Below are 15,380 nucleotides of genomic sequence, written 5' to 3' on the forward strand. Positions count from 1 at the left end.
AAGTTGTCAACGTTTTAATTTTAGTCGTTATAAATGCCGATACTAGTAGCTTTCATTTTTATTTCGTCTTGTCTATCAAGTATAGACAAGTCGTAAAAAGGCATCGTGACTACAGCCACGATGCCTTTAATATCTCCGAATAGTTAGGACCAGTGTTTTCTAGAATTACTTGTGTTACCTAAGATCGGTGCTTTTTACGATAAGCTAGCACCGTCAACCAGCCAGTCATCGCTAGTCCGACTAGCCCAATCGTTGAAATCGCGTCCAATTGTGAGTCATCAGTTTGTGGCAATTTGGCGTTTGAATGCGTCGGTTGCACCGCTAATTTTTTCAAGTTCGGTTGCGGTGTTGCTACTTTTGTCGTCTGACTACTAGCTGGCCGGTTATCATTGTCTGGCTTAGCAACGGCGTGAGTGGCTAAAACGGTGACAGTTGTCGTTTTAGTTGTTGTATTGCCAGCGGCATCAGTGTACGAATAGCTCACCAAATAGTGGCCCGGGCGCTGTGTCGCCACCTGTCCGGTCACCTTAATCATATTCCAAGCAAGCGGTCGACCGGCTTCATCCGTCGCACTCACAAAACCAGCGCGTGGTTGCCAAGACTCACCCAGCTGTAGTTGTTGATCGCGTGCGTTTACGCTAGCCTGACTCGTGACTGTCACTAAAGTCTGAGCTTGATGGCTGCCCAAACGGTCGATGAATTGATAGCTCACCATATAAGTTCCTGGAACGGTTAATTGTGACAGTGACCCAGCCTTAGCTTGCAGCCGATTAATCATTGCAGTCACGACTACTTGCAATTCTGTGATCGCTAATCGTTGTCCAGCAGCATTGACTGCTGAGACTAAATTTTCCTGTGGTTGCCAATTTGCCGTCGTGACCAAATTTAGCCGCGGTTGTTTCAATTGTATGCCGGCAACAGTCACCGTTGCAGTGACGGTCAGCCGGTTCCCCGCTGGATCGGTAGTCGTATAGCTCACAGTATAATTGCCAGGAACTTGCGTATTGGGTTGTCCCGTGAGCTGTGGCATCATCGCAGCTGACGTCAATAACTGCCCATTTTCATCTGTGGCAGTAAAGTTATCACTCGCTTGCCAAGTTTCGCCAAGGGTCATGGCACTGTCTTTTGCCGTGACATTCGCCAAGTTATATACGGTCAATTGCATCGTCGCGACATTGGTCGGATCATCAGCGAGGTAGTAGTTGACCCGATAGCGGCCTGGAATGTTAACGGTCGTCACCACTTGGTTATTTTCATCGATAATTGTCGCGTGTACACCCGTCGTTGTGACAACCGCTCCCGTTGCATCAACGGCTAATTTGACATTGTCGAGTGGTGTCCATGGTGCTACCGTGCTGAGTTGCTTACTGGTTTCATTCAGCAAAATACCCGTAACCACCGTCTGAGCTTGCCGGCTAGTGGCAACGTCCTCAGAATTCACAAAGTGATAGCTGACTTGATAGCGACCCGGTTGTTGCGTATTTGGTTGCTGGTCAACTTGAATCAGTGGATTGTCCACTTCAACCGCACTCCCATCAGCATTAGTCGCGCTGACAAAATTATCCGCGGCTTGCCAAGTTGTCCCCAGCTTAACAACCGTATCTTTAACTTCTAGATTGGTCTGTTGTCGATAAGTCGCAACCGGACGGGCACCCGTTTCTGAATAAAGTGCCACCAGTTCGGCCGTCGTGTAAACTTGCTGAGTTTGCGTGTTGACCCACTTGCCGGTGTACAGCTTGCCATCATAGACAGTATTGGCCTCATAGGCCGCCGACAAACCAGTCGTTTGCTGCTCATGTTCGTAACCTTGATCATCTTGATAAGGGACCGCTACCGTCAAGCGCGACCCGTGTCCGAGCGTGATTGTTTGAAGTGGCACCTTCAGCAGTTCTAACAGCGAGTCTACCTTGCCCATCTCAAAATTAGACAGATCAAGCGACAGCGGGTTTTCGATTGGCATTTCTGAATCAGTAAAATACTCCGGCGCATCTCGGCCAAACATCGCCCGCATATCAACAACCTGACTCGTGTTAAAGCCACTGACATCTATAGTTTGGAGACTATCCAAACCGTGAAGCATATAATCCATCCGGGTGACATTGCTCGTGTCCAGATGGGTCATATTAAGTTGTGTCAGACTAGCATCATCCATCAACATGCCGGTCATCCGGGTGACATTATGCGTATCCAAGGTCGAAAGATCCAGCTGCGTCAAATTGGCGTTTTCCGCCAGCATTTCTGTCATATCAGTCACATTATGCGTATCAAGTTTAGAAACATCAATCGTTTCTAGACTGCTGAGGCCAACGAAGCTGCCATTCATATTCGTCACATTAGCCGTCTTAAAATTCGATAAATCTAATTGGGTCAACTTGAAATCCATCGCAAACATGAACGCCATATTAGTCGCCTGGCTTGTCTCTAATTTAGTCAGGCCAATAATTTCTGATAATGAGTCAAAACCAGCAAATAGTCCGGAAGCATCTGCGCCAGTTTTAACCGTATCTTCAAAAATAATCTTATTAATATTGTCCTTTTCACTGCCCCAAAGTGAGTTATCACTCGACAACCGTGCCGCACGATTACGGCTAAAATCTGCCGTTTGGTCAGGATCATAGTTGTCCCAAATATGAGTATCTGCTAACTGACCCGCACCAATATGCAAGTTCCGATTAGCATCTACCCACCATTCACTCGTGCCAAAGAGGCCCTGATCAAGATTAGTTGTTTGCTTGTAAGCAGGATAGTCCTTGGCTGTGGTTGGTGCGGTCGGATCAGTTCCAGAACGTTTAATGGGCTGCTTATCCGGCTGAATCGCTGATTTTACAGGCTCATTAGGCACTGACTTTTCCGTTGGTTTAGGCTTACTTGTGTGCTCCGATGACGACTTGCTGGCCTGCACTTGATCAACTGGCGCTTTTACCGGCTGGGAACTTGTCTGCACCGTTGCAGGCTGAGCTTGAACAACTTGAGCCGATTTAGGTTTCGCTGGCGCTGGTTGTGTCACGGAAAGTGTTGGCTGCGGTTGTGGCTTGCTTTCAGTTTGTTGCCCCACAACTTTACTAGCTGTCGTTTCAAGTGACTTTTTTGGGGCTAACGGTGCTGAAACGGTGGCCCTATTCGCTTTATCAATGTTAGTCGACTGTCGTAAAGTTGTCGACTTTGTTGCTGGTGCAATCACGCTCGTTTTTGTCGCTGCCGTCTGGATTGGCACAGTGTTAGCAGCCTGGCTAACGAGTCCCCCAACTTGCCAAGCCACGACGGTTATGCCAGCCGTTAGCCACATCTTACCGTGTTTGTACATTTTAAAATGGCGCTGATGGTCCGTTGTCTTTTGCATGCTTAAAAGTCTCCCCCAAAGTTAGTCAGCCCGTTGAGTCACTCAACTAACTGCTTGAACTAATTATAAAATAAGTTGCTGAAAATGAGGAAGATTTCGTCACGGAATTTTGAAAACAATTCTGTTCGCTTTCATAAACTTTTAGACAAAAAAACGATTACTAACCTTAGCATCTTCCTCGCAAGATTAGTAATCGTTATTTTTATCATGTTAATTAAGCTTGATGATTTAAGCCATAAACATTGGCTTCAGTAGACTTTTCAGCTTGAGCACTCGCTTTTTCTTCAGCAATCAAGCGTGCCCGTTCATGCTTGTTGTACCAAGGTGAAACCGTGAAGGCCAACACATCGTTCATCAAATAAATAGAACTATTGATAAACATTGCGAGCGTTGCTGAACCTTGACGGAATGAAATAAACCACAGCACCATTTGTGCTAAGCCGGACGCAATCCACCAGAAATATTGATTGTTATACCGTAAGAAGCAGATCACCCCAGCAGTTAAGCAAATGGCGAAACTAATGGCATCAACCCATGGACGTGGATCATCCGTCAACGCGCCAATTAAGTAACCGGAAATACCATAAACAACTAACGTTGACACAATAGCAACGATCCAAGTCTTCCCCGTAAATTTACGGATTTTGGAAACCATGTTGACGTTCCAGCTTGCACTGAGTAACACTGGAATATCCAACGTAACAACATAGGCCAATTGTTCGCCAATGCTCAAATAGTTCTTGGCTGAGAAACCAACCACGATGAAGCATGCCGCTGAGATAACCCCAAGCAACCCGTTAACTGACTTAGCCGCATTAATTGCTAACACACATAAAACGCCCAAAGTAGTCCCAATAAATGTTAGAATAGATAGCGCTGTGATTGGGGCACTTACCAAGGTCATTACTTGGCAACCCAAGCTAAAATAAAATAAATAGTAGTTCTGTTGTGGCCAACCTTTCAATTGGTGCGATAGAAATTTAAAATAGTTACTCAAAATCATGCTCCTCTTTCCGTATATAAAAGATAACGTTGTGTCATCATAGTTGGCCAACTATCACGTTTTACACCACAATATGTAGTGCTTTCTGTTTGAAACAACACTATATATTGTATCATTATCTTTTCGGATGAAAAGAGCTAATTTTCAAATATTAATTCAATTGTAAACAACGAATCCGTTTCCTTCCCGTCAGCGCGGTGCTTTTTCGTACAAGAAATTTTTATAGAAAACTATCATCGCCTGTCATTTGCTGACCACCACTAGAAAGAGGGAATTTTCATGTACAAAGTTGAGCTTGATAGTGCGATTGAGATGGAAGTTGCCCCAACGACTTCAGCTGCAGATGTCCTAAAAGAAACGATGGCTTATCACCATATTACACAGACCGACTTCGCTGCTCATATTGCGATTTCTCAAAAACAGTTGTCAGTCATTTTAAACCGTCGCGCATTCATGAGTATCGCCGTTGCAAAACAAATTGAGCAAGCAACCGGCTTAAGCGCCAAGTGGTTATTGCAATTGGATTTTAATTACCGATTTTCAAATCAGACATCAACTAACCACGCCAATGTTGAAGCATTCGATTGGGCCACCGCTTAGAACTCTTTGCAGTTCAATGATACTCGTCCTATAACTTCATAAGAAGAGACTGGATTCCCTGCATTTTAGAGAATCCAGTCTCTTTATTTCGTATTTTTAACTGGCGACTACAATAATATTTATAAACTCAATCACTAATATGACTCCCCCCGACGCTCACAAACATTGCTTTTTGTCGGAACCCCTCGCCTGGAGTATACTAGACAAGGAATCTTTTTGATTAACACTATTTAAATTTTTTTGGAGGAAATATGATAACTCTTAAATCAGATCGTGAGATTAAGGGCATGCAAGCAGCCGGCGATATTATGGTTGGCTTGTTCCATGCACTCGAAGATTACATCAAACCCGGCTTGACCACCTGGGACGTTGACCACTATGCCTATGAATACATCATTGCACATGATGCTACCCCTGGCGAACTCAACTTTGAAGGCTACAAATACTCAACTTGTGTCAGCGTAAATGACATGATTTGTCACGGCTGTCCTAGCAAAGATATCCTAATTAAGGACGGCGACTTATTAAAAGTCGACACCGTCATTAACTATCATGGCTATTTGAGCGACTCTTGCCACGCCTTTGTCGCTGGTAAGACGTCCCCTGAAGTTCAAAAATTGATGGATGTTACCTTGAAAGCCTTGTACCTTGGGATTGACCAAGCAGTTGTCGGTAATCGTATCGGTGATATTGGCTGGGCGATTCAAAATTACGCTGAAAACCAAATGGGTTATGGCGTGGTTCGTGAATACATCGGTCATGGTATCGGACCGACGATGCATGAAAAACCTGACGTTCCTCATTATGGTGAAGCCGGTCATGGTACCCGCTTAAAGGCTGGGATGACGATTACTATCGAACCAATGGTTAACGTTGGCGACTGGCGTTCTGGCGAAACCGCTGATGATGGTTGGACGGTTCGGACAATGGATGGCAGTTTAAGTTGCCAATACGAACATACTTTAGTCGTTACTGATGACGGCCCAAAGATCCTATCTTCATATGACCACGATTTCGATGCTAAATATTTGTTGAAATAGTACAGTATAAGCCCTCAAGATTGGACAGCAATGTCAATCCTGAGGGCTTTTTGATGGCATAGTTTAAGTCATCCTCAGAAATCGACCAGCATAACTCGCAATGTTTAAACCACCGCAACACCATCTAGCCATCATTTTCTAAGCATCTAGTTAGTAACATGGTATGCTTGATCCAGAACCTAAGATAAGTGGCATAATAGTTATATATAATCATATTTAATATACAAGGAGCCTTTAAAATGCAATATCGTCAATTTGGTCAGACTGGATTTAATATTAGTGAAGTTTCATTGGGAACTTGGCAATTAGGTGGCAAATGGGGCGCGCCGTTTAGCGAAAAAGACGCCGAAGACACTTTAGCCGAGGCCTATGCGCAAGGCGTAAACTTTTTTGATACCGCTGATGGTTATCAAGGTGGCGCCAGTGAACGAGCAGTCGGGAAATTTATCAAAGCTCATCCCGACGTTCACTTCACCACTAAGATTGGCCGTAAAGAGGAACCACTGACTGCGGACCATTTCACCCCAGCCAGCTTGGATCGTTACGTTGATGCCTCGCTTAAGAACATGGGTCTCGATGCCTTGGACATGGTATTGTTACACTGTCCACCAACGCAAGTGCTTTACCAACCAGAAACGTTCTTTGAACTAGATCGACTCCAAAAAGTCGGTAAAATTCGCCACTATGGTGTCAGTGTCGAAAAGGTCGAGGAAGGTATAAAAGCACTCGACTATAACGTTGCAGGTATTGAAATCATCTTCAACATGTTCCGCTTACGGCCAGCCAAACTATTCTTCGAGCTAGCCAAGCAACAACAAGTTGGTATTTTAGCGCGGGTGCCATTAGCAAGTGGCTTACTCAGCGGTAAATACACCGCGCACACCACTTTTTCACCAGCGGATCATCGCAGTAATAACCGTCATGGTGAACACTTTGACAAAGGCGAAACCTTCTCTGGCGTGGATTATCTTACCGGTGTCAAAGCTGCCGATGACTTAAAGGAACGGTTGGGAACCGATCAACTGGCTGCCATGGCTTTGCGCTACATTCTCATGTATGACGCCGTTTCAGCGGTCATTCCGGGTGCCAGCAATCCAACCCAAATCGAGCGCAACACCGCTGCCGCAGATTTGGCGCCTTTTACAGCGGATCAAATGGCTATTGTGCGTGATGTTTATAATCATTATATTAAGAACCCAGTCGAATATTTATGGTAAACCGCATTGTTAAACTGCTTTTGAGTTGAGCAATTGCTAAAAAGCTGTCAGTTATTACGCGAGACTTCTCTCAAGTAACAACTGACAGCTTTTTAATTTTTTCGAGTCCTCGTGACTCTGAACTCACCATTTTAGTTTGTATTATCAATTAAAGCTTAAACCAACTCTAAAAAAGTTTGATAATCATTTTCAACTTGGGTCACATACGCTTCGGCCCAATTAGCCATCGCGTCATCGAACTTCGTTGAGCTCCCAACATAGCCACGAATCATTGCGGCGGTTGGGCTCTGCGCATGGGCTTGCGCCAAAATCATCGCACAAGTATTCGCGTAGGCTTGGAATTGCCCCCATGACAAGGTCGGAATATCAATTGATTCCTTCATATCCCGAAACTGGCGGACATAAAAACTCTTATCAGCCATTTGGAAGTAGCCTAAAAAGACATCCGAAGTCGATTGTAGAATTCGTTGAGAACTGACAATCCGTTGGCCTTCGGTAAGTTCCATCGCAGCCGTCAAAGCTTGCCGTGACTGACTCCCGACTTTACGTGTTGGCAAGGCTTCCTTGATTTGCAATACCATGTGACTCCCATCCGTACTAGTGAGTAGCACGAGGTAGCACAACGACCCAAAACTACCGACACCAACGCTATGGCGAATAATATCGGTAACTTCATATTGCGATAACAGCAAGGCCACATCCGTCCGTACCGTCTGCAAATACTGGGTGATACCTTGTTTCAATGCGCGATAAGTTTTTTTATCAATGTGCACGGAACGTGGGGCATTATCCTTAAACTGCCGTTCACCCTTGCTAGTCGTCCAAGTAAACTTCCGAACGACTTGTTCCGAATTACGCTTCGTCGCCTTTTTGACCAAATCAGCAATGAAATCAGCCGTATCTGCTGGCTCGCCACCAAAATTCAAGACAGCTTGAACTTCATTATCACGGTAAAAACGTTCGAGCGTGGTCTGATTGAACATCCGCTTGATGGCCTCACGATAACTGGCACTCGCTTCCCGGACTAAAGCCTCAACTTTTTTCGGCTTAAAGTCCGAATTTCGAGCCGCTAAAATAACGCTCACGAGTAACCGCCGTAAATCCCATTCCCACGGATGCACACCGGCTTCATCGAAGTCATTCAAATCGAAAACTAAGCGCCGTTCTGGTGATGCATAAAACCCAAAATTCCCAATGTGCGCATCACCGCAAACCACAGCTGGAATTTCAGTTGACTTTTGATAATCTAAATCATAATCCATCAATTCGACGGACCCACGAAAAAAGGCGAAAGCCGATGTCGACATCCGTTCCTGACGTAGCGGTAATAATTCTGGCACTAACATCTCACGAACACGTTTCAAAAATCCGGCGGCATCGCGTTTAACCGGCGTAAATGACCCGAGCTGATCAAACGACGTGACTAACCGGCGCGCTTTGCCTAACGCAATCAGTTCGGCCACAGTATGATGCTGGCGAATATGTGATAAATCAAGTGGTGGCATGAACATCAATCCTTTGTTTTAAACTATTTCCATTATAACGATTTATCTGGTCAAAACGAAAGGATTAAGCCGACAATTTTATTAAAATAATTGTCTGAAGTCATTAATTAAACAGGTCTTCCATTGACGCCCACCGTGGATTCAGCTACAATTTAAGTTATCAAGGAATGAAAACGTTTTCTAAAACTAAGGAGGAATTTCATTATGGCAAATTCAGAAAAGACTTTAGTACTCGTTAAACCCGATGGTGTCGCTGAAGGACATATTGGTCAAATCATTTCCCGTTTAGAACAAAAAAGTTATCAGATTACCGCTTTAAAGGTTATCACGGCAACACCAGAACAGCTTCGACAACATTACCGTGAGAAGGTCGAAAAGCCGTATTTCGCTGAAATTGAGACTTACATGACGGAAGGCCCACTAGTTGCCATCATCGTCAGCGGAACCGGTGTCGTTAAATCTGTCCACAATTTAGCCGGTAAAACACGGCCCAACGATGCCCAACCTGGTACAATTCGTGGCGACTTCGCCCATGAATATCCAGATGGTATCCTCCGTAACATCATTCATACTTCTGATAGCCGCGAAAATGCGCATCACGAAATTGCGATTTGGTTCCCTGAGCTAGCAGTTAAAGCGCGTAAAGATGTCGCCGAGAAGACGGCTAAAAAATAACCAGCCACGCATTGGTCTTCATTACTGACCAATGCGTTTTTTTCGCATAAATACAGGATTTGTAGTTCCCTTTTCTGATGAAACAGCCCCCTTGTTAATCAGTCTTACGAGTTATCCAGTAAAGTGACGCAACTAACCGGCTAGAAAAGTCGCAATGTTCGCCTCATTTTCCCGAACTCCGTATGATTAACTTATCAAATCAGGATTCTGGGGGGATCATTATGAATTTAGTTGTCGGACCGTTTTTACGCAAACCACACGAACAATCAGACCGTCACTTCTCAATGTATGCCGCCTCGAAACGTGTTGATGACTGCTTACAGTTGATCATGAAGACTGGTGTTCTCGGTCTAACTGACGCAACCGCGACGCTCGGTCTCAACTTGACTTATCTCGTTGGTGCCAACGTTGTTGTCACCAACGACCGCCAAACCTTTACAATCACGGTGCAAAGTCCACAGGTCAATTTTTTCATGACCGGTTGTCTCATCCAAGATACCTTTCACAATATACTCAACCCAACGCAACCAGGCTATTTAATTTCCTTAAATCGCCAACTGATCAACACTAGTGATGATTTAATCGAAACCTTGTATGCGCAACTATAATCATAAATCGTCCCCAGTCACAAAAGCTGACTAGAGACGATTTGTTTGGTTACCCGGCGAGTCGCCCGCGCACATTGACTGGCAGTGGCACTTCAACTGTTACACCATCATTCGAACGCCAAGGATCAACTTCAGCGGTCGTCGCTGTTTGCCGAATCGGTTGCGCCTGCTGAACGAACACCGCCGACGCTTGCCGCTGTTGCTGCACTAGAACCGCAGTCAGTCCCGCAATACCAAGGCTGACCGCTATCATTAATCGTTTCATCATGTCATTACCGCTCCTCACAACTAATCGTCCACAAGTTAATTAAGGATACCATTCACTCACGATTTATATCAGGCCGTTCGACCTTGGTTTAATTATTAATAACCGAATCGTGCCCATACCGGTCATCGTCGTTCGCGCCTTTTCTAGTTTTCATGCTAATTTAATTTGACAGTCCAACGGATTTATCAGCTTTATTACTAAACCAATAAAAAATGACTACCAACTTGGCAGTCACTCAGGCTCAATCAGCCGCTACTTCGACGAGCTTTTGATCCAAATATTTTTTCAGTGCACTTTGCGGATGAAACCCGACAACTTTTTCAGCCGGTTGACCATTTTTAAACACCACCAACGCTGGAATACTCATAATCTCAAATCGTTCTGCGATGGCTTTATTCGCATCCACATCGAGTGACGCAAATTTAATTTTACCATCATATTCTTCATCTAACGCTTCTAAGGCTGGCGTTTGCATCTTACATGGGCCACACCAATCTGCCCAAAAGTCGACAACAGTTATCGTTGTCCCAGTTGCAACCTTATCAAAGTCAGCAGCACTGACTGGTTCAATCATCGTCATTCCTCATTTCAACTCAGCTTTTTATTTATCATAGCACGTTTAGAAACACTAATTCGCGCTTAAAGCTCGCAAATCAGCCATATATTGACCTGCCGTAATCAATTCCCTACGCAAACGTGTCAAAATTCGCTATAATAACGTTATAGAAACGATATTTGCAAGGAGGAAATTGATTTGCCAACTAAAACCACGCAACCAGACCAAAGCACCAAACTAGTCGCCTCAGTTGCCGCGGACCAACTCGGAATTAAAGCGGTCACGTTACGAAAATACAGCACCATGATTGAAAAGCAGCTTAACAATGAAGACCTATTCCGCACAACGGGGACTAGCCATCGCCTATACACTGCGACCGACCTCGCGGCTTTCAAAGCTGCAATCGCGCTGACTGAACAAGGGACAACCTTAGCCGAAGCCCTACAAAAAAGCTTTGATCAACCAGCACAACAGCCGAATTTTGTCGTTGAAAGCACCATTCCAACCAAACCAGTATCCCCAGTAGAACCACAACCAGCAATCAAGCCGGTGCAACCAAGCGGTCCATCGAACGAAGAACTGTACAAGCAACAACAGATTATGATTCGTCGATTAGACTCCTTAAATCACCGTTTAAATCAGGTCCTAGTCAAGCTGGATCAACAGGCTGCCCCCAAGCCACAACATCCATGGTGGCAATTCTGGCGCTACTAACCTGGACTAGTGAGTTTTGGCCGCGAAATGATAACCACGCCCGCATAGCATCGGCAACAACCGGAAGTGGCACTATTCCGTCACAAGATCAGACATAAAAGGACTGAAACTAGCGTTAAACCGCTAATTTCAGTCCTTTTTCAACCACAGGTTACTTTTCAGCTAAATGCTTTTCATATGACGCTTTAATTTCTTTGATTAAATCTTCATCCTTCAACCCAGTGGTTTCACGAATAACTTGGTCAATTGGTTCATCCTTAAGCATCTGTTGTAGCTTGACGCTTTCGCTATCATTGGGATAGTTGAAAAAGAACATCATGCCGGCAGTATCGACTAAAGCACTGTAGTCACGGCCACGTTCCTTCAATTCGCGAATTGGGCGAATGAACCGTTCGTCAAAGCCAAGTTTCCGAATTGGTGTCCGGCCAACCCGTTCAATATCATCTGAGATATAAGGATTTTCAAAACGACTTAAAATCTTCTTTTGGTAAGCGTGATGAACTTCAGGATCAAAGCCCCACTTTTGAATGAGCAAGTCACCAGTTTCAGCTAAAACATGCTTAGCTTGTTCAACAACACTGTCATCTTTAACCGCTTCACCGATCGTCTTGTAACCCTTCATATTACCAGTGTAAGCAACTGTCGCATGGCCAGTGTTAACAGAGAATAACTTCCGTTCGATGTATGGTTCCAAATCATCCGCGTAGTCGACACCCTTGAGTTCAATCTTAGGGTTGGCCATTTGTGACTTGTCAATAACCCATTCCTTAAATGGTTCTACGGAAACAAACAATGGGTCATCATGCTTTTGTAGTGGCACAATCCGGTCAACGGCAGCATTAGGGAAACCAATATATTGGTCAGCCCAAGCTTGTTCATCGTCATTTAAGGCTTCATAAACGGATTTCTTCAATGATTGACTCCCGCCAATCATGTTTTCACAAGCAATGACGTCAATTGGCGTCGTGTTGTTGTTAGCTTGACGTAACTTAATCCCGTCAGCAATTAAAGGTGCAATGAACTTTAAGATCTTAGGACCAATCGCGGTGGTCACCATATCAGCATTGGCAATCTCTTCGGCAACTGCCTTAGGGTCTTTGCCATTGTTGATTCCTTTGACATCATGAACTTCAATGTGTTTTTGACCTTCTGCGGCCAATTCAATGGTATAGCCATTGCGCTTATTCAATTCATCGATCAAAGTTTCGTTAACGTCAACGAAAGTAATTTTAAAGCCATTGTCAGCCAAAGTTTCGCCAATGAAGCCCCGACCAATATTACCTGCACCAAAATGTACGTCTAACATGCTAATCAACTTCCTTTAATAGATTAATTATTTCATCTTCAGATTGAGCGTCCGCCAACTTGGCGACGTTCGCCACGTCGCTGCAGTATATCGCAATCTGAGACAAGAGGTTCAAGTGTTCACCATTCAAGCCAGCAATTCCGAAAATCACGGTGACGGTCTTATCATCATCATCATTTTCTGGATCACCCCAGCTCACACCCATTGGTACTTGGACGACTGAGATACCAGTCTTCTTAATATACTTCATGCCATCTTCAGTACCATGGGGGATGGCAATGAAATTACCCATATAAACAGAAACATCTTTGTTCCGTGCTTGCATCGCATCAATATATTCTGGTTCAACACAACCACCATCAACCAATAACTGACCGGCTAAGCGGATGCCTTCTGCTTGCGTTGCCACTTGTTGGTTCAGTGCAATCATTTTTTTATCTAAAGCTTCCATTTTTATTCACCTACGCTATTTCGTTAGTTCGTTTAAAAACGCACTGCTAATTAACTGATAAAGCTGTTGGCGACTGCCGGTCATGAAAGTCTCGGTATTTCCTTGGCTTTCGATGACTAACGCACTCAACTTGCCCATTAACTGATTTTCATAATCACTAATGTCAGCTGGACCAAGCATCAAGACAATCCGTTGTAATCGAATCGTTTGTGCATCCATACTTTTAAAATCGATTGGCGCTGCCAGTTCAAAGATGGCGCAATACGGTGCAGTCACCTGTTGACTCAAGGTATGGACTAGCGCCAAGTTGGTATTCGGAATACCAACCGGGGCCAGACCAATCCGATGTAACAACTTACCCGCGACTTCTAGGGGATCGCGAATGAGCTTTGGATCAATATGCCGCGTAATTTTGACAAGCGTTTCTGCCATCGTTTCATGCTCATTATTGATTGGTGAAATCATGAACCGATCTAAAATTCGTTTGGCAATGGTCATCCGTTGATACACCGTGTCGAAATCCAATGTCGTTACCGACTGGGGGGCCGGCTGTGAGTCAATCGTTTCGGTACTTGGAAAGTACTGATGAATATACTCACGCAACGCACTGACTTCATTTTCAAGTAACAACGGGCTAACTACCCGATAGTTCAATTTGAAGCCTGGCAACTGAGTCGTCGAAAGAATCATGTCAAATTGTTGTAAGTCAATCTGACCAAGATTTCCAATCCGAGCAACTTCAATCGTGGTAATTTCCGGTAACAACCGCGCCAGCCGCACTTTGAGAATGCGAGCAGTTGTCATGCCGTTGGGACAGAGAACTAAAACTTTCAAACTCTGATGACTCAACTGTTGCTCATAAGTACTGGCAAAGTGAATCAGCAAGTACGTTAACTCATCAATCTGAAAGTTCTGGTCAGGAAACGTCGCCGCAAAGCCACGCACCACTGCCGCATATAGTTTAGGATACTGTGACCGAACCGCCTGTAACTCAGGACTCGGTGATACCGGTCCTGGCATGCCATTGCGTTGGAGCGCAACTTGCATGTGGGCCGTCAAATTATTCAGCAATTGATCATCCGTTCCAAATGACCAATCAAAATTCGTCGCAACCGCATCAATCAGCTTCTTCACGCGATAGGTGAGTTGCAAATCATAATTTGACAACGCCGATTCCTGATCAATTCGAAACGTTAACCCTTTAATCTGCTGAGCGAGAAAATCAATTTCTGCACCCGTGATTTGGGCTTTAATCTCAGCGGGTAACTGTGTCAAGATGGCCAATGCCAATCGTTGATAGTTTAGAAAATCATCACGGTTGATGCCCCGTAAGTACGTGACTTGTTGGCCATGCTGTAACCTCATCACGGCCGTCGTTAAGGTGATAATCAACTGTTGCAGTTGACCATCTGGGACTGAGGAAAAATATTGTTTTTTCAAATTTCGGACAGCCTGATAACAATGTAACAAGACGGTCGGATGCAGCTGTTTCAAGAAATAAGATTGTTCATCCGTTGCCGCAATTTCCAGCCCTCGTTGTAACTTACCAATCGTTTTGAAAAACTCATAATCATTGATCGCGTTATTCAAGATGGTGGCAAAGAGGCTCCGAATATTACTTTCTGTCCCGGCAACTTGAATCCCACGAGATTTAAGGCGTTCAATCGACAGTTCATAATCGGCAAACGGTGCCGCCAAGGTCGTCAAGTCGTTGGAAATTGTCGCAATACTGACATCAAAGTCCAACGCCAACTCTTTGAGCTTCATGGATCGATCTGCCATCAAGATTCGACAAGCCAACGCATTCTGTCGAGTTTGAGAATCAAACGCCGGCGCAATGCCGTGACTGTCCGACAATTGAGATTGGAAGTCAGCCAAGTCGGTTGACGTCCCACTCAATTGAAAATGATGATCTTGATTGACAATCTGTAACTTAGCATTGGCCAAAACCAACTCTAAGTTACTAAATTCGCGATAAATCGTCCGACGACTGCTATTGATGGCGGTTTCAATCTGACTCATGCTCAAGCCAGCTGGCGTTGCCAGTAATAGTTGTAATAATTCGTCTTGACGTTTTGTGAACTTAACCATGGGGCC

At 44.6% G+C, this 15,380-nt stretch carries 14 protein-coding genes; 6 read left to right on the forward strand and 8 right to left on the reverse strand.

What is annotated here, in order from left to right:
• Positions 1-178: 178 nt before the first annotated feature.
• Together FFM74_RS08770 and pnuC are read right to left on the reverse strand one after the other, a co-directional pair.
• Complete coding sequence (locus tag FFM74_RS08770) at positions 179-3,340, reverse strand: bacterial Ig-like domain-containing protein (RefSeq protein WP_137626255.1); 3,162 nt, start codon at positions 3,338-3,340, stop codon at positions 179-181.
• A gap of 214 nt (positions 3,341-3,554) precedes the next feature.
• Positions 3,555-4,343 (reverse strand): nicotinamide riboside transporter PnuC, encoded by a 789-nt coding sequence (gene pnuC / locus FFM74_RS08775; RefSeq protein ID WP_137626256.1) that lies wholly within the window; start codon positions 4,341-4,343, stop codon positions 3,555-3,557.
• Positions 4,344-4,622: 279 nt separating this feature from the next.
• On the opposite strand from pnuC, the gene FFM74_RS08780 reads away from it, so the two are divergent.
• From FFM74_RS08780 to FFM74_RS08790, 3 genes are all read left to right on the forward strand, one after another.
• On the forward strand, positions 4,623-4,943 hold the full coding sequence (locus FFM74_RS08780) for a helix-turn-helix transcriptional regulator (protein ID WP_137626257.1): 321 nt from the start codon (positions 4,623-4,625) through the stop codon (positions 4,941-4,943).
• Positions 4,944-5,194: 251 nt separating this feature from the next.
• Positions 5,195-5,983 carry a type I methionyl aminopeptidase gene (map, locus tag FFM74_RS08785; RefSeq protein ID WP_137626258.1) on the forward strand — a complete coding sequence of 263 codons (789 nt, stop codon included), beginning with the start codon at positions 5,195-5,197 and terminating at the stop codon, positions 5,981-5,983.
• Positions 5,984-6,222: 239 nt separating this feature from the next.
• Positions 6,223-7,200, forward strand: a complete 978-nt coding sequence (locus FFM74_RS08790; protein WP_137626259.1) for an aldo/keto reductase — start codon at positions 6,223-6,225, stop codon at positions 7,198-7,200.
• A gap of 155 nt (positions 7,201-7,355) precedes the next feature.
• On the opposite strand, the gene FFM74_RS08795 is transcribed toward FFM74_RS08790, so the two are convergent.
• Positions 7,356-8,705, reverse strand: a complete 1,350-nt coding sequence (locus tag FFM74_RS08795; protein ID WP_137626260.1) for a DUF2252 domain-containing protein — start codon at positions 8,703-8,705, stop codon at positions 7,356-7,358.
• A 204-nt stretch (positions 8,706-8,909) separates the two neighbouring features.
• On the opposite strand from FFM74_RS08795, the gene ndk reads away from it, so the two are divergent.
• Together ndk and FFM74_RS08805 are read left to right on the forward strand one after the other, a co-directional pair.
• Positions 8,910-9,380 (forward strand): nucleoside-diphosphate kinase, encoded by a 471-nt coding sequence (ndk, locus tag FFM74_RS08800; RefSeq protein ID WP_137626261.1) that lies wholly within the window; start codon positions 8,910-8,912, stop codon positions 9,378-9,380.
• Between the two features lie 221 nt (positions 9,381-9,601).
• Positions 9,602-9,988, forward strand: coding sequence for a hypothetical protein (locus FFM74_RS08805; protein WP_137626262.1), 387 nt, complete (start codon positions 9,602-9,604; stop codon positions 9,986-9,988).
• A 49-nt stretch (positions 9,989-10,037) separates the two neighbouring features.
• On the opposite strand, the gene FFM74_RS08810 is transcribed toward FFM74_RS08805, so the two are convergent.
• Together FFM74_RS08810 and trxA are read right to left on the reverse strand one after the other, a co-directional pair.
• Entirely contained in the window at positions 10,038-10,256 is a 219-nt protein-coding gene (locus FFM74_RS08810) for a hypothetical protein (RefSeq protein ID WP_137626263.1), read from the reverse strand.
• A gap of 241 nt (positions 10,257-10,497) precedes the next feature.
• On the reverse strand, positions 10,498-10,830 hold the full coding sequence (trxA, locus tag FFM74_RS08815) for a thioredoxin (protein WP_137626264.1): 333 nt from the start codon (positions 10,828-10,830) through the stop codon (positions 10,498-10,500).
• Between the two features lie 180 nt (positions 10,831-11,010).
• Here trxA and FFM74_RS08820 point away from each other — a divergent pair, with 180 nt between their 5' ends.
• Positions 11,011-11,526 (forward strand): MerR family transcriptional regulator, encoded by a 516-nt coding sequence (locus FFM74_RS08820; protein ID WP_137626265.1) that lies wholly within the window; start codon positions 11,011-11,013, stop codon positions 11,524-11,526.
• Positions 11,527-11,677: 151 nt separating this feature from the next.
• On the opposite strand, the gene FFM74_RS08825 is transcribed toward FFM74_RS08820, so the two are convergent.
• The 3 genes from FFM74_RS08825 to FFM74_RS08835 are packed head-to-tail and all read right to left on the reverse strand — an operon-like array spanning position 11,678 to position 15,374.
• A complete protein-coding gene (locus tag FFM74_RS08825; protein ID WP_137626266.1) occupies positions 11,678-12,832 on the reverse strand; it encodes a mannitol-1-phosphate 5-dehydrogenase in 1,155 nt (384 codons plus the stop codon).
• Between the two features lies 1 nt (position 12,833).
• Complete coding sequence (locus tag FFM74_RS08830) at positions 12,834-13,283, reverse strand: PTS mannitol transporter subunit IIA (protein WP_137607990.1); 450 nt, start codon at positions 13,281-13,283, stop codon at positions 12,834-12,836.
• 15 nt (positions 13,284-13,298) lie between these two features.
• Positions 13,299-15,374: a BglG family transcription antiterminator gene (locus FFM74_RS08835; RefSeq protein ID WP_137626267.1), complete on the reverse strand. Its 2,076-nt coding sequence runs from the start codon at positions 15,372-15,374 to the stop codon at positions 13,299-13,301.
• Positions 15,375-15,380 lie beyond the last annotated feature (6 nt).

It is taken from the genome of Lactiplantibacillus pingfangensis (assembly GCF_005404945.1).
Taxonomy (GTDB): Bacteria; Bacillota; Bacilli; order Lactobacillales; family Lactobacillaceae; genus Lactiplantibacillus; species Lactiplantibacillus pingfangensis.

Coding starts and splice junctions, on each gene's coding strand:
- FFM74_RS08770 (WP_137626255.1), bottom strand. CDS start 3,340: ATGCAAAAGACAACGGACCATCAGCGCCATTTTAAAATGTACAAACAC.
- pnuC (WP_137626256.1), bottom strand. CDS start 4,343: ATGATTTTGAGTAACTATTTTAAATTTCTATCGCACCAATTGAAAGGT.
- FFM74_RS08780 (WP_137626257.1), top strand. CDS start 4,623: ATGTACAAAGTTGAGCTTGATAGTGCGATTGAGATGGAAGTTGCCCCA.
- map (WP_137626258.1), top strand. CDS start 5,195: ATGATAACTCTTAAATCAGATCGTGAGATTAAGGGCATGCAAGCAGCC.
- FFM74_RS08790 (WP_137626259.1), top strand. CDS start 6,223: ATGCAATATCGTCAATTTGGTCAGACTGGATTTAATATTAGTGAAGTT.
- FFM74_RS08795 (WP_137626260.1), bottom strand. CDS start 8,705: ATGCCACCACTTGATTTATCACATATTCGCCAGCATCATACTGTGGCC.
- ndk (WP_137626261.1), top strand. CDS start 8,910: ATGGCAAATTCAGAAAAGACTTTAGTACTCGTTAAACCCGATGGTGTC.
- FFM74_RS08805 (WP_137626262.1), top strand. CDS start 9,602: ATGAATTTAGTTGTCGGACCGTTTTTACGCAAACCACACGAACAATCA.
- FFM74_RS08810 (WP_137626263.1), bottom strand. CDS start 10,256: ATGATGAAACGATTAATGATAGCGGTCAGCCTTGGTATTGCGGGACTG.
- trxA (WP_137626264.1), bottom strand. CDS start 10,830: ATGATTGAACCAGTCAGTGCTGCTGACTTTGATAAGGTTGCAACTGGG.
- FFM74_RS08825 (WP_137626266.1), bottom strand. CDS start 12,832: ATGTTAGACGTACATTTTGGTGCAGGTAATATTGGTCGGGGCTTCATT.
- FFM74_RS08830 (WP_137607990.1), bottom strand. CDS start 13,283: ATGGAAGCTTTAGATAAAAAAATGATTGCACTGAACCAACAAGTGGCA.
- FFM74_RS08835 (WP_137626267.1), bottom strand. CDS start 15,374: ATGGTTAAGTTCACAAAACGTCAAGACGAATTATTACAACTATTACTG.